Source organism: Psychrobacter pasteurii, from assembly GCF_900162815.1.
Lineage (GTDB): Bacteria > Pseudomonadota > Gammaproteobacteria > Pseudomonadales > Moraxellaceae > Psychrobacter > Psychrobacter pasteurii.
This window is the reverse complement of record NZ_FUGD01000064.1, coordinates 1-12,759: the sequence shown is the minus strand read 5'-3', so window position 1 is coordinate 12,759 and position 12,759 is coordinate 1. Positions and strand designations below refer to the sequence as shown.

Sequence of the window (12,759 nt, the reverse complement as noted above, 5' to 3'; positions counted from 1 at the left end):
CCAACGATTACGACTGTCTTGTACTATCTCTAAGGTGTTAATTTGATATAGGCTTAGGTTGTAGCTATCGAATACATCGATGATAAGCTTTTGACCTTTAGATAGCGATAGCTGTAGGGTTGATTTCAGTGCCTTCTTACCCGTCTGCCTTGTTTGCAAATACTTGATAGCAGATTTTTTAAAAGGTATCCAGCCCAGTGATTTACGTTTGGCATCAGAACGATTGGTGCGCCAATGAAGTTTGTTTTTTTTAAACTGCTTACGCGCCTTGGCGTGAGTTTCATTGATGGCTTGCAGTGTTTGACTGTGTAATCCTAAATACTCGCCACTTCCTTTGGTGTACTCACTTAGATCATAAGCACTAAAAAACTTACCAGTACGTTTTAGATGCTCAAAGCAAAGTGCATTTATATAGTTCCACACAAAGTTCACCGAATCGCTTAGTTGATTCAGCTCTTTTATGTGTTTGTCTTTAATGCGTAGCTTGAGGGTTTTCATATATTCAGTATGGCGAGGTTAGTTTTAACTTACAACCTTTTAAGTACTGCTCACGACAATACCTGTCGCCTTATATCTACACACTGAAGTGGGTGGTTTTACGGCGACTGGTGATAAAATTAAATCTAAGGGTATTAAAAATTTTAATCGTTATCAAGTTTTTAGCCAAAACAACTTATCTTTTTATACATAATCCTTATACATAATCCGTTTTTGTTTTGTTGTTTTTTTTAAATTTTGGGTATTTACACTACAATTTTCACTTGATTAAACTTAAGAGTAATCCATACTAGTGCAATAAACCGCTAAACCCTAAGTAAAGTAGGAAAACTACATGGAAAACCCAGAATTAGATCATGATAAAAAAAGACGCTTGGTAGAAGCTTATCTACAAGAGTTAACCAAAACTGACCCTAACTTATACTACTCTTCCACCACAGATATCGCCCACGCTCTATATCCAATGATTAAAGAACATATGAATCGTATGCCTGTGGATGAACAGGCGTTATTTAGAAACATAACAGTACGCGACATTGAAATGCTGCTGAGCTTTCGCTAAAAATAACAACTTCAACCATGTTTCCATATGTATCCAAAATTGCATAAATAGCGCTATGTCACCTAAAATAGCGGCTTAATTTTATTTATTGAATCATTTTTGGATACCGCCCATGTCAACCTCCCTTTCAAGCTCTAATCAGTCAAATACTGACTTAAACCATGAGATTAGCAGTCTATCCCCCTCTTTAGTCTGGCAATACTTCTATGCATTAACTCAAATCCCGCGCCCCTCTTATGAAGAAGAGGCGGTGCAGCAATTTGTATTAGGAGAAGCAGCCAGATTAGGACTGTGGGCTGAGCGTGATGCAGCCGGCAACGTCTTAGTACGCAAGCCTGCCACCCCAGGCATGGAAAATGCACCAGGCGTTATCCTACAAAACCACTTAGACATGGTTGCCCAAAAGAATGAAGACAGCACTCACAACTTTAGTACCGACCCCATTGAAGCTTATATCGATCCAGAGCTGAATAATGAATGGGTAACGGCCAAAGGCACTACGCTTGGGGCGGATAACGGTATTGGTGCAGCATCTGCGCTTGCCGTATTGGCCTCCAATAATATTGCTCACGGTCCACTAGAAGCGTTATTTACCGCAACCGAAGAGACCGGTATGGATGGGGCTAAAGGGTTACAGCCCAATTGGATTCAAGGTGAGCTACTACTTAACCTAGATACCGAAGAGCTGGGCGATATCTGCATTGGCTGTGCTGGCGGCGTGGATGCTACTTTCACTCTACCCATTGACTGGCAAGCACCTACTGCAAACCAAGGATATCAGTTGTCGGTGAAAGGGTTAAAAGGTGGGCACTCCGGTATCGATATCATCAAACAACGAGGCAATGCCACGTTAATTATTTCTCGTCTATTAGACAGCATCTCAGAGCAAATCGAAGTGTCTTCCATTCAGGCAGGCAACTTACGCAATGCCATTCCTCGCGAAGCCAATGCGCTATTTGCAAGCGATAACACTGAAGCTGAGTTAAACCAGCTTTTAGCGGCCGAAATTGAAATCATTCGCCGCGGTTTGCCCCTAGAAGACCGTGATATAAGCATGAGTCTAGAATCTGCTGACTTGCCTGCCCAAGTCTGGAGTAAGAGCACACAAAACACCTTGCTGACTGCAATTCGCTTATGCCCTAACGGGGTAGATAGAATGAGCATGGACACTGAAGGGGTGGTAGAGACTTCAGTAAGCTTGGCCAAAATTGATACCCAAGAGCAGCAATTACAACTCCAAAGCTTACTGCGCTCGTTAGATGATGATGCCCGTGATGATTTGGCCGATCGCATGAAGCGTCTGTTTGAATCATTTGGGGCAAGCGTTGAGTTAGCGGGTGAGTATCCAGGCTGGAAACCTGCCCCTCACTCTGCCCTAACTGACTGCGTGATTACTGAAGGTCAGCAGCTATTGGGGCGCAAACCTAATGTGACTGTCATTCATGCAGGTCTTGAGTGTGGCTTATTGGGGCAGCATTATCCGAACTGGCAGATGGTCTCGTTTGGCCCTACCATTGAGATGCCGCATTCCCCTGATGAGCGTGTTAACATCGAAAGCGTCGGTCAATTCTGGGAGTGGCTGGTCAAGGTGTTAGCCGCTTTGAAATAAAAGAAGCTTTAACTGTCGTCCTATCAATGAGTAATAAATTAATACAGCCAGATGGTTTAGTGCCTCTTTTACTCATGATATGATAGGCAGTCATTATTTCTTTGCACAATATTACAAACAGCTAAAGTTTCTAAAAATATCTATAATTACTCACTATGAGTAAATTATTAAGTATAAAACAAGCAGCTAATCAGTTAGGCGTTTCCGTCTCAACTATACGGAGATGGGATGAGACAGGTGCGCTTGTCGCCCAAAGAACACCCAAAGGCCATCGTAGGTACGACTTATCTAAAATAAACCCAAACCTGACTCGTAATAAGGTGGAGCAACAACGCAAAACCATAGCTTACGCTCGTGTATCGAGTCATGACCAAAAATCAGACTTACAGCGTCAGATTGAAATGCTTGAGCTGTACTGCTCTGCTCAAGGCTGGTCATTCGAGGTGATTAGCGATTTGGGTAGTGGTATGAACTACCATAAAAGAGGCTTAAAACGCCTGCTTGATGATATTTTAGACAACAAGATAGACAGGCTGGTGCTAACCCATAAAGATAGATTACTGCGTTTTGGGGCAGAACTTGTTTTTGCTTTATGTGAAGCTCGTCAAGTTGAAGTTGTTATCATTAATCAAGGTGAAAACTTATCGTTTGAAGAAGAATTGGCGCAAGACGTACTTGAGATTATCACTGTTTTTCAGCCAGACTTTATGGTTCACGTAGTAAGAAGAATAAAAAGCTCATTGAAGCGGTTAAAGCGAGTTTAGAATGATACGAGGCCATGTCATTGAGCTTAATCCAAACAACAAGCAAGCCACTTACTTTGCTAAGGCTTGCGGTATTGCTCGTCTTGCCTATAACTGGGCGTTAGCTGAGTGGCAACGACAGTATGCTCAAGATAAAGCCTACCGTGATGCTTGTCATATTATTGGTATTAATGTTGATAACAGTAAACTTCTCAAACCGTCACAAGGCAAACTGCGCAAGCAATTAAACGCCATTAAGCGTGATAAGTACCCATTCATGCTTGAGGTGACGAAATGTGCCCCACAACTCGCTATTATGCAGCTAGGCGATGCCTACAAACGATTCTTCAAAGGTGAGTCCAAATACCCTCAGTTTCGTAAAAAAGGTGTTAACGATAGGTTTAGCCTATCCAATGACCAGTTTGCTGTTAAGGGCAGACAGATTCGCATACCAAATCTAGGTTGGGTTCATATGCGTGAAGCCTTGCGCTTTGACGGCAAAATACTCTCAGCTAAAATCTTTAGTCGAGGTGGGAGATGGTTTGTCTCTATTGCCGTTGAAATATCTGATATTGTAAACCTTGCCAAAAAGACAGGCAGACAGACAGGTATAGACTTAGGTATTACCGACTTCATCACTTTGTCAGATGGCACTAAAGTCAAAGCACTTAAGCCACTTAAGGCGAAACTCAAGAAACTTAAAAGGCTGAGTCGCCAATTAAGCCGTAAACAAAAAGGTAGTAATAATCGTGCTAAAGCGAAAGCCAAGCTATCACGATTGCACCTGCAAATTAGTAATATCCGTAAAGACGCTCTACATAAGCTCACTACTGGCTTGGTGAATGAGTATGATGTTATTGCGATTGAAGATTTGAACACAAAAGGCATGATGCAAAATCGTAAGCTAAGTCGTGCTATTAGCGATTTAGGCTTTTATGAGTTTAAGCGTCAGCTTGTTTATAAGGCCAATCAATACGGTAAAACCGTCAAAGAGTTAGATAGATGGTTTCCATCCTCTAAAACTTGCTCTAATTGCGGTCACTTGCTGACCAAAGACGAATTGCCATTATCAGTCAGACGATGGCAGTGTCCGTCTTGTCAGCAGGCAAATGATAGAGATATCAATGCCAGTATCAATATACTGCAACATGCAGATAAAGTGTTAACCCATCACTGATGGGTTAACAAAGCGGTGAGTTCCACCGTATTAGCCTGTGGAGATGATATAAGACCTACGTGTAATCACAATGGCAAACGTCTATGAAGCAGGAAGAAAACGCTAAAACTATGTGAGTAGGTTTAGGTAAGTTTTTCGGAACGGCTAAATATCCATTAGCCCTTTTTTATTACACATTTTTTATCATTCATTTTTAATAGCGCTTATTTACATTTAAAACATTCAATAGCGATGAGGAAGAGAGAGGTTTATGGAGTTTTTTGGTTTTACGATTGACCTAGCAACACTCACCGAGGGCACCATCACAGTGCTATCAAAAGTGGTTCTTGCCCTTATCATATTTATTGTGGGTAAATGGCTTGCGTCTAAACTCGTTAAAGTTGCTGATAAGGTGATGCAGCGCAGCCATTTGGATGACACGGTTGCCAGCTTTTTGAGCCGTTTATTAAATGGCGTGTTGTTGGTCGTCGTTATCTTAGCCGCTTTAAGTAAAGTTGGCGTTCAAACCACCTCTGTGGTTGCTATTTTAGGTGGTGCAGCATTGGCTGTTGGCTTAGCCTTAAAAGATCAGCTGTCTAACTTTGCAGCAGGTGTTTTAATTGTTATCTTCCGCCCTTTCGTACGCGGCGACTATGTGCAAATCAGCAGCTATACCGGTACTGTAACTGACATTACCCTGATTAATACCCATATCACTACCACCAATAACCATGATGTTATTATTCCAAACAGCGACATCAGTACCTCTGCGGTTATCAACTACACTTCACTGCCAAACCGCCGTGTCGATATCACCGTTGGTGTGGGTTATGACGCAAACATTAAAGTAGCAAAAGAGGTGTTATTAGCCACTGCGAAAGCCAACCCACTGGCCTTTACTGACCCAGAGCCAGTAGTGCGTGTAACTAACTTGGGGGATAACTCAGTTGATTTGACCCTAAACGTGTGGACCTCAAATGATGATTGGTGGGCCATGCAGTGTCAGCTACTTGAAGAATTCAAAATTGCGCTTGATGACAACAACATCGATATTCCATTCCCGCAGCGCAAAATTCATGTTAGCGGCTTAAATGAATTGGTTAGCACTGAAACCAAACAGATTACGACTGACAGCTAATTTACTCAGTATTCATAACTGATCCATAACTGTTAAAAAAGGCGCACTAAACCGGTTTAGTACGCCTTTTTTATATTCACTACTTTTGTATTAACTACATTTGATATGGCTTAATTTCATACAAGCATATGGGCTAATCAATAGCCTTATACATCATCAACCAAACTCTCCTAAAGAGGTAAGTTCTGCTGTAAGTGTTGTAGCAATACTTTAACTTTTGGCAGTGGATGTCTGTTTTGTGGATAGACTGCCCAAATGCCCTCCTCAGGCTCTCTGTAATCATCCAAAAAACTGACCAACTCACCCGATTCTAAATACTTCTGAACATAATAATCCGGCAGTTGCACGATACCTAGCCCTTTAAGAGCCGCATCGACCAAGCCATAACCACTATTGTATTGTACTCGCCCGCTGACACGGATATTACGATCGGCACTGCCCTCTTTAAAATGCCAATAATCCACACTACCCAGCAAACAGTTATGCTGACTTAAGTCGGCCAACGTCTGTGGCACACCAAACTCATCAATATAATCCGGTGACGCACAGACATAATTGGTACGATAGCCGAGCTTTTTTGCCATCATGGTCGAGTCTCTTAGCCTACCAATACGTACTGCCAAATCATAACCGCCTTTGACCAAGTCAATCTTTTGATTACTCAAAAAAGCCGTCACTTCAATATCAGGATACTGCAGCATGAAATCATTGATTAGCGGTAATAATTGCTGCTCCCCAAAGGTAACCGGCGCCGTTAATTTAATACGCCCTTGAGGCTTTGATTGAAGGGTACTAACTGCCTGCTCTGCTGCATCTAATCCATCTAACACCGCTCGGCAATGCTGATAAAATACTTGCCCTTCTTCAGTAAGCGATATCTTACGGGTGGTACGATAAAACAGCTTAATATTAAGCCGTTTCTCTAATGCACTGACCTGCCGGCTCACTTGAGCAATCGAAATACCCAGCTCTTTTGCCGCTTGCGTAAAGCTTTCATACTCCGCGACATAAACAAATTCACTAATACCTTCCCATTTCATGATTATTACCACTGTGTAAAAGTTATTTGTAAATATACACTATTATCAACCATGCAGATATAATCTATAATCCATCTCGTTAACAATACTCCTAATTGCCAAGGTGTCATCAACACGCTGAAGTCTGTATATTAGAGGTATCCATCACAAAACCAACAACCAAAAAAGTGAGAAAATCAATGACGGATAAATTTATTAAATCAAAAGCGGCCGTAGCTTGGGGCCCAAACCAACCATTAAAAATCGAAGAAGTTGATGTGATGCTTCCGCGTAAAGGCGAAGTATTGGTTAAAGTATTGGCCAGTGGCGTCTGTCACACCGATGCGTTCACCCTATCTGGCGAAGATCCTGAAGGTGTTTTCCCAGCCATTATGGGCCATGAAGGCGGCGGTATCGTTGAGCAAGTTGGCGAAGGCGTGACCAGCGTTCAAGTCGGCGACCATGTTATTCCTTTATACACGGCAGAATGTGGCGTTTGTAAATTCTGTACGTCTGGCAAAACCAACCTGTGCTCAGCGGTACGCGAAACTCAAGGTAAAGGTCTAATGCCAGACGGCACCACTCGTTTTTATAAAGATGGTGAGCCAATCTATCATTACATGGGCTGCTCAACGTTCTCAGAGTACACCGTACTTCCAGAAATCTCATTGGCGAAAGTAAACAAAGAAGCGCCTCTAGAAGAAGTGTGCCTACTGGGCTGCGGCGTAACCACGGGTATGGGCGCGGTAATGAACACTGCTAAAGTTGAAAAAGGCTCAACCGTAGCCATCTTCGGCTTAGGTGGTATTGGTCTTGCAGCGATTATCGGCTCTGTTATGGCGGGTGCTAGCCGTATCATTGGTATTGATATCAACGAAAGCAAGTTCGAATTGGCTAAAAAACTAGGCGCAACCGACCTTATCAACCCAAAAGATTATGACCACCCTATCCAAGACATCATTGTTGAACTAACTGATGGCGGTGTTGATTACTCATTTGAATGTATCGGTAACGTTGATGTGATGCGTTCAGCCCTTGAGTGCTGCCACAAAGGTTGGGGCGAATCAGTTATCATCGGTGTTGCCGGTGCTGGCCAAGAAATCTCTACCCGTCCATTCCAGTTAGTGACAGGTCGTGTCTGGAAAGGCTCTGCATTTGGCGGCGTGAAAGGTCGTACTGAATTGCCTGGCTACGTTGAGCGTTACCTAGCTGGTGAAATCCCATTACAAGACTTCATCACCCACACCATACCTCTAGAAAGCATTAACGAAGCGTTTGACTTGATGCATTCAGGTGAAAGTATCCGTTCAGTTATTCACTTTGATGCTTTAAAAGAGTCAGCCACTGAAAGCTAAGTTATTAGCATAAGACTTTGGTGTTTAACTTAAAGCTAAAGGGTCACTTACTATCAGTAGGTGACCCTTTGTTATTTAACAAGCACTATTCATAAGTCTCATTATCTTGTATCAGATATCAGGCTTGAAACGAACTGCTGCCATATCTCACTTTTATGGCGTTGTTTGTGCCAAATCATCCACCACACCCTCTGCAAATCAATCTCTTTAATATCTATCGCAATTAGACTGCCCTGCTCTAAATCTGCTTCAATCACATGCTGTGACAGACAGCCAAAGCCGATATCAGCCTTGACCATATTTTTGATGGCTTCTGATTGCTGAATGGCCATTACTACTTCAGCTTGCGGCATATATTGTAGTAACTGCTCGTCAATGACTTGTCTTGTCCCCGACCCAGGCTCACGCACCAATAGTGGAATTTTAGCCAGTTGTTTGGTGGTCAGCTGATAACTGGGCATTTCATTTTTATCATTAGCATTATTCGCTTTCTGCTTAGCTTCAATACCTGTTAGCCACTTACTGTCTTTTTTGGCAAAAACAATTAACTTATCATGGCGCCAAGCTTTTTGTTCAATCAACTTGCTGTCAGTCGGTCTTGGCATGCCCTCTACCAAAGCGATGTCTACTTTTAACTGCTCAACCTCAGCCACCACATCTCGCGTATTACCAATAAAAAACTCTATTTTCGCTTCAGGGCTGTCGCCATAAATTTGCTGAATCAAAGACGGCAGCACATAGTTGCCAATCGTAGTACTGGCGCCGATATGGATACGGCCAGCTTGATACTGATGATACTGCTCCAAAGTTAGGCATTGGCTCATTATGGCTTGAGCCTGAATATAAATGGCTTGAGCATTGTCATTGCGATGCAAACGCCGCCCTATCCGCTCAAATAAAGGTATTTTTAGCCGATCTTCTAGTTCAGTTAATGCGCTGCTCACCGCTGACTGCGATAAATGCAGCTGCTCACTGGCGGCACTGGTACTGCCGGTCTGGTAGATACTGATAAATACCGACAGCTGCTTTAAGGTGATTTTTGGTAATAAAGCCTGCCCAATGTTTAAAGAATGGACATCCTTGGGCTGCTTGGAGGTTGAGGCTGGCATGTTTAAGGCCTTATAGGAGTGATAGGAATACTATAAGCGGTTAGTAAATACACACTAACCTATTTTATCGATAAAAACTATCTAATCAATCTGTTTTATTAATATACAACAATGGAATATAGTAATTCTTAAATAGCTTAGCTTTGATAGTCATAAGCTTAAGTAAGCCTTTTAATAAGCAAGCGAGTGATCCCATGAGAGCCCATCATGCCCCATTTGAAACCCATTCCACTCAGTGCAGTCGAGATAATAGAGCCTCAAACCGACTCACTACGCCTGCCTTATTAAACAAGATGTTAGGCAGCTATCTTCCAAAGCGGGATCATTTATTGGGACTGCTGATAGTATTGATGGGCAGCTTGGCCAGTATTTGGCTCAATGACCGTATTCAAGACTGGACTGATGGTAAGCTACTGGGCTTGTCTTCCTTAACCCTAGCTATCTTGATAGGTATGGTGCTGGGCAACACTCTTTATCCAAAGATTGCCCAACCGTTAGCCGCTGGTGTCACTTTTTCAAAAGCTCAAATACTGCGTTTGGCCATTGTGTTATACGGCTTTAAGATTACCATTTCTCAAGTAGCCAGCGTGGGATTGTCTGCTGTGGCTATTGATGCTTTGGTACTCAGCTCTACCTTTGTTATTACCTACTTACTAGGGACAAAATGGCTGAAAATGGATCGAACCACAACCCTACTTATCGGCTCAGGCGCTAGTATATGTGGTGCAGCTGCGGTAATTGCTACCGAGCCTGTGGTTAAAGCGGAATCCCACAAAGTGACCATCGCTGTGGCTACCGTGGTAGTATTCGGCACTTTATCTATGCTGCTATACCCCATGTTGTATCAGATGGGCTGGCTTGCAGGCATTATTGATGCCCAGCACTATGGAGTCTATATCGGATCCACCATTCACGAAGTGGCGCAGGTGGTAGTCGCCGGTAATGCTATCAACCCTGAAGTCGGTAATACGGCAGTGGTGACTAAAATGATCCGGGTGATGATGCTCGCACCCTTCTTGTTACTGCTATCTATTTTTATCACTACTACTGATGCCCAAGATACTAAAAGTACGCAGAACAGATTAAACGCTACAGCCCGTGATCAGAGTCAGCCTAGTAAGCTACAACTTTTGGTCCAGCGACTAAAACAAATTCATGTACCCTGGTTTGCCTTTGTGTTTATCGCTATGGTTGCTGTGAACTCTCTACTTTTGGCCTCACCAACCCCAACTATCCAAAGCTTTACCGAGCGCATGATTGAGTTGGACAATCTATTGCTGACGATGGCAATGTTTGCTTTGGGTCTTACCACTCACTTTAGTGCCGTTAAGCAAGCCGGTATCAAGCCACTTATCCTAGCTGCTGTCATGTTTGTTTGGCTCATCTTAGGCGGTGCTTTGATTAATGTTTTGATTGGGCTTTTCTAACTCACAACTAACCCACATCTCCCCAAACATGAACTACAACTTCTAACATATTTAATGACAAGCCCATTTGGCTTATAATATGCCTTTCTCCCTAGCATATAACCTGCTTCCAATCCCTGTTAACACACATACAAAGCCAGAGCCAGCCAGCGATTATGGCTGGTCAAAATATAGGTAAGGTCATGACTCAATCAAATCAAAACCCTCAAACACCGCGCAGCCCAGAGCTACTTTGCCCCGCCGGCACCTTTAAAAACATGCAGTACGCCTTTGCTTATGGAGCAGATGCCGTCTACGCCGGTCAAGCGCGCTATAGTCTGCGGGTACGTAATAACGACTTTGATGAGGAAAACCTTCGTCGTGGTATTGACTATGCACACAGCTTGGGTAAGAAGTTTTATGTGGTGGTAAATATTCAGGCTCATAACGCTAAGCTAAAAACCTTTATCGAAGACATTCGTCCGGTAATTGAGATGAAGCCAGATGCGCTGATCATGTCAGATGCCGGTATGATTATGATGGTGCGTGAACACTTCCCAGAGATGGAGATTCACCTATCAGTCCAAGCCAACGCAGTTAACTGGGCAACGGTTAAATTCTGGAAGCAAATGGGTGTGAGCCGTGTGATCGTGTCACGTGAGTTGTCGTTAAAAGAGATTAAGCAAATTATCGATGAAGTCCCTGGTATGGAGATTGAAGTCTTCGTTCACGGCGCGCTCTGCATGGCCTACTCTGGCCGCTGCCTATTATCCGGCTATATTAATAAGCGCGATGCCAACCAAGGTACCTGCACCAACGCTTGCCGCTGGAGCTACAACACCTATAAAGCTGAAGAAAATGAAACCGGTGACATTGTACCGGTACAAACCTTCGATCCTACGCAGCAAACTCAGCCAGACGCTAAGCAAATCGAAACCGTTAACTTAAACGGTGATGTGGTCATGGGCGATGATTATGTCCAAGCACCAAGCGATGAGGTGGTGTTACTCGAAGAACAAAACCGTCCTGGCGAATTAATGGCCATGTATGAAGATGAGCATGGTACCTATATCATGAACTCTAAGGACTTACGCGCGGTTGAACTGGTGCCTGAATTAACTCAAATGGGCGTCCATTCTTTAAAAATTGAAGGCCGTACCAAATCGCATTACTATGTGGCTCGTACCGCTCAGGTATACCGCCAAGCCATTGATGATGCCGTAGCAGGCAAACCCTTTGATGAGTCATTAATCGGTGCTTTAGATGGCTTAGCCAACCGCGGTTATACCGAAGGCTTCTTACGCCGTCACGTACACAGCGATTATCAAAACTATGAATATGGTGCATCAAAAACAGACCAACAGCAGTTTGTCGCTGAAGTAACCGATATTACAGCTGAGAGACTAACTTTAGAGATTAAAAACAAGCTTGAGGTGGGCGATACCATCGAAGTAATGACACCAAAAGGTAACTTGACCTACACCCTTGAGCACATGTGGGATAAAAAAGGCAACCCTATCGAAGCGGCTCTAGGTTCTGGTTGGACCGCACAGATTATTAACCCTTTTAAAGACATTCATCATGAGATGCTACAGTTCGCTTTGATTATGAAGAATGTCAAACAACCTATCTTTAGCTAATCTTATTAGCTTAGTTTAGCTAGAATAATAAGCAGAAGAGCTTACTTAAAAAAGCTTAGTCACTTTAGCTTAGCCACATTGATGGCTAAGCTTTTTTTTAGAAGGACGATGGTCACCAATTGACTTCCTCCCCTCGCTAAACCGAGGGGATTCCTACAGCTAGACGATCAAGCCCGACCGCAAGGATGTTCTTAGCGGCATTGATACCTCTATCGTGCCATGTGCCACACTCAGCACACCTCCATCCTCTTATTCGCAAACCTGCTCTACCTTTCGGACTACTGTCACTTATTTTGTGGCAGCACGAGCAGGTCTGGGTAGTGTAACTCTCATTTACGATCTCAAACTGACAACCTGCATACTTGCATTTATATTCCAGTTGTCGTTTAAGTTCAAACCAACCTACATCGTATGTCGATTTAGCTAGATTGGTTTTTTTATTGGTAAATGAGCGTGATTTAACATCACCAACCACAATTAAGGCATTGCCTTTAACAAGCTTGGTGGTGAATTTATGAATTAAG

General features: G+C 43.1%; 11 protein-coding genes and 1 pseudogene. 8 read left to right on the top strand and 4 right to left on the bottom strand.

From position 1 onward, the window contains the following. A partial coding sequence (locus A1232T_RS04420; protein ID WP_482822384.1) for a nuclease/transposase family protein occupies positions 1-498 on the bottom strand: 498 nt, incomplete at its 3' end. Between the two features lie 334 nt (positions 499-832). Here A1232T_RS04420 and A1232T_RS04415 point away from each other — a divergent pair. The 5 genes and pseudogenes from A1232T_RS04415 (at position 833) to A1232T_RS04395 (ending at position 5,706) form a co-directional block, all read left to right on the top strand. Beyond that, a complete protein-coding gene (locus A1232T_RS04415) occupies positions 833-1,060 on the top strand; it encodes a hypothetical protein (protein ID WP_077448235.1) in 228 nt (75 codons plus the stop codon). Between the two features lie 112 nt (positions 1,061-1,172). Next, on the top strand, positions 1,173-2,669 hold the full coding sequence (locus tag A1232T_RS04410) for an aminoacyl-histidine dipeptidase (protein WP_077448234.1): 1,497 nt from the start codon (positions 1,173-1,175) through the stop codon (positions 2,667-2,669). A gap of 155 nt (positions 2,670-2,824) precedes the next feature. Next, positions 2,825-3,438 (top strand): annotated as a pseudogene (locus A1232T_RS04405) (IS607 family transposase). Next, the gene (locus A1232T_RS04400) at positions 3,435-4,589 is read left to right on the top strand and encodes an RNA-guided endonuclease InsQ/TnpB family protein (RefSeq protein ID WP_077448233.1); all 1,155 of its coding nucleotides are present in this window, start codon (positions 3,435-3,437) and stop codon (positions 4,587-4,589) included. The pseudogene A1232T_RS04405 and the gene A1232T_RS04400 overlap by 4 nt, the downstream one beginning before the upstream one ends. A gap of 250 nt (positions 4,590-4,839) precedes the next feature. Next, positions 4,840-5,706, top strand: coding sequence for a mechanosensitive ion channel family protein (locus A1232T_RS04395; protein WP_077448232.1), 867 nt, complete (start codon positions 4,840-4,842; stop codon positions 5,704-5,706). Positions 5,707-5,876: 170 nt separating this feature from the next. Here the strand turns inward: A1232T_RS04395 and A1232T_RS04390 are convergent, their stop codons facing one another. Further along, positions 5,877-6,746 carry a LysR family transcriptional regulator gene (locus A1232T_RS04390; protein WP_077448231.1) on the bottom strand — a complete coding sequence of 290 codons (870 nt, stop codon included), beginning with the start codon at positions 6,744-6,746 and terminating at the stop codon, positions 5,877-5,879. A 179-nt stretch (positions 6,747-6,925) separates the two neighbouring features. Here A1232T_RS04390 and A1232T_RS04385 point away from each other — a divergent pair, with 179 nt between their 5' ends. Next, complete coding sequence (locus A1232T_RS04385; protein WP_077448230.1) at positions 6,926-8,080, top strand: S-(hydroxymethyl)glutathione dehydrogenase/class III alcohol dehydrogenase; 1,155 nt, start codon at positions 6,926-6,928, stop codon at positions 8,078-8,080. 101 nt (positions 8,081-8,181) lie between these two features. Here A1232T_RS04385 and A1232T_RS04380 read toward each other — a convergent pair whose 3' ends face one another. Next, a complete protein-coding gene (locus A1232T_RS04380) occupies positions 8,182-9,189 on the bottom strand; it encodes a LysR substrate-binding domain-containing protein (RefSeq protein ID WP_077448229.1) in 1,008 nt (335 codons plus the stop codon). Positions 9,190-9,383: 194 nt separating this feature from the next. On the opposite strand from A1232T_RS04380, the gene A1232T_RS04375 reads away from it, so the two are divergent. Together A1232T_RS04375 and trhP are read left to right on the top strand one after the other, a co-directional pair. After that, a complete protein-coding gene (locus tag A1232T_RS04375; RefSeq protein WP_077448228.1) occupies positions 9,384-10,616 on the top strand; it encodes a YeiH family protein in 1,233 nt (410 codons plus the stop codon). 182 nt (positions 10,617-10,798) lie between these two features. Then, positions 10,799-12,235 (top strand): prephenate-dependent tRNA uridine(34) hydroxylase TrhP, encoded by a 1,437-nt coding sequence (trhP, locus tag A1232T_RS04370; RefSeq protein ID WP_077448227.1) that lies wholly within the window; start codon positions 10,799-10,801, stop codon positions 12,233-12,235. A gap of 136 nt (positions 12,236-12,371) precedes the next feature. On the opposite strand, the gene A1232T_RS04365 is transcribed toward trhP, so the two are convergent. Then, the coding region (locus tag A1232T_RS04365; RefSeq protein WP_143513948.1) for an RNA-guided endonuclease InsQ/TnpB family protein at positions 12,372-12,759 on the bottom strand (388 nt) is incomplete at its 5' end.

Excerpts from the sequence above, each read along its gene's own strand:
- A1232T_RS04410 (WP_077448234.1), top strand. The coding sequence starts at position 1,173 with ATGTCAACCTCCCTTTCAAGCTCTAATCAGTCAAATACTGACTTAAAC.
- A1232T_RS04390 (WP_077448231.1), bottom strand. The coding sequence starts at position 6,746 with ATGAAATGGGAAGGTATTAGTGAATTTGTTTATGTCGCGGAGTATGAA.
- trhP (WP_077448227.1), top strand. The coding sequence starts at position 10,799 with ATGACTCAATCAAATCAAAACCCTCAAACACCGCGCAGCCCAGAGCTA.
- A1232T_RS04400 (WP_077448233.1), top strand. The coding sequence starts at position 3,435 with ATGATACGAGGCCATGTCATTGAGCTTAATCCAAACAACAAGCAAGCC.
- A1232T_RS04375 (WP_077448228.1), top strand. The coding sequence starts at position 9,384 with ATGAGAGCCCATCATGCCCCATTTGAAACCCATTCCACTCAGTGCAGT.
- A1232T_RS04385 (WP_077448230.1), top strand. The coding sequence starts at position 6,926 with ATGACGGATAAATTTATTAAATCAAAAGCGGCCGTAGCTTGGGGCCCA.
- A1232T_RS04380 (WP_077448229.1), bottom strand. The coding sequence starts at position 9,189 with ATGCCAGCCTCAACCTCCAAGCAGCCCAAGGATGTCCATTCTTTAAAC.
- A1232T_RS04415 (WP_077448235.1), top strand. The coding sequence starts at position 833 with ATGGAAAACCCAGAATTAGATCATGATAAAAAAAGACGCTTGGTAGAA.
- A1232T_RS04395 (WP_077448232.1), top strand. The coding sequence starts at position 4,840 with ATGGAGTTTTTTGGTTTTACGATTGACCTAGCAACACTCACCGAGGGC.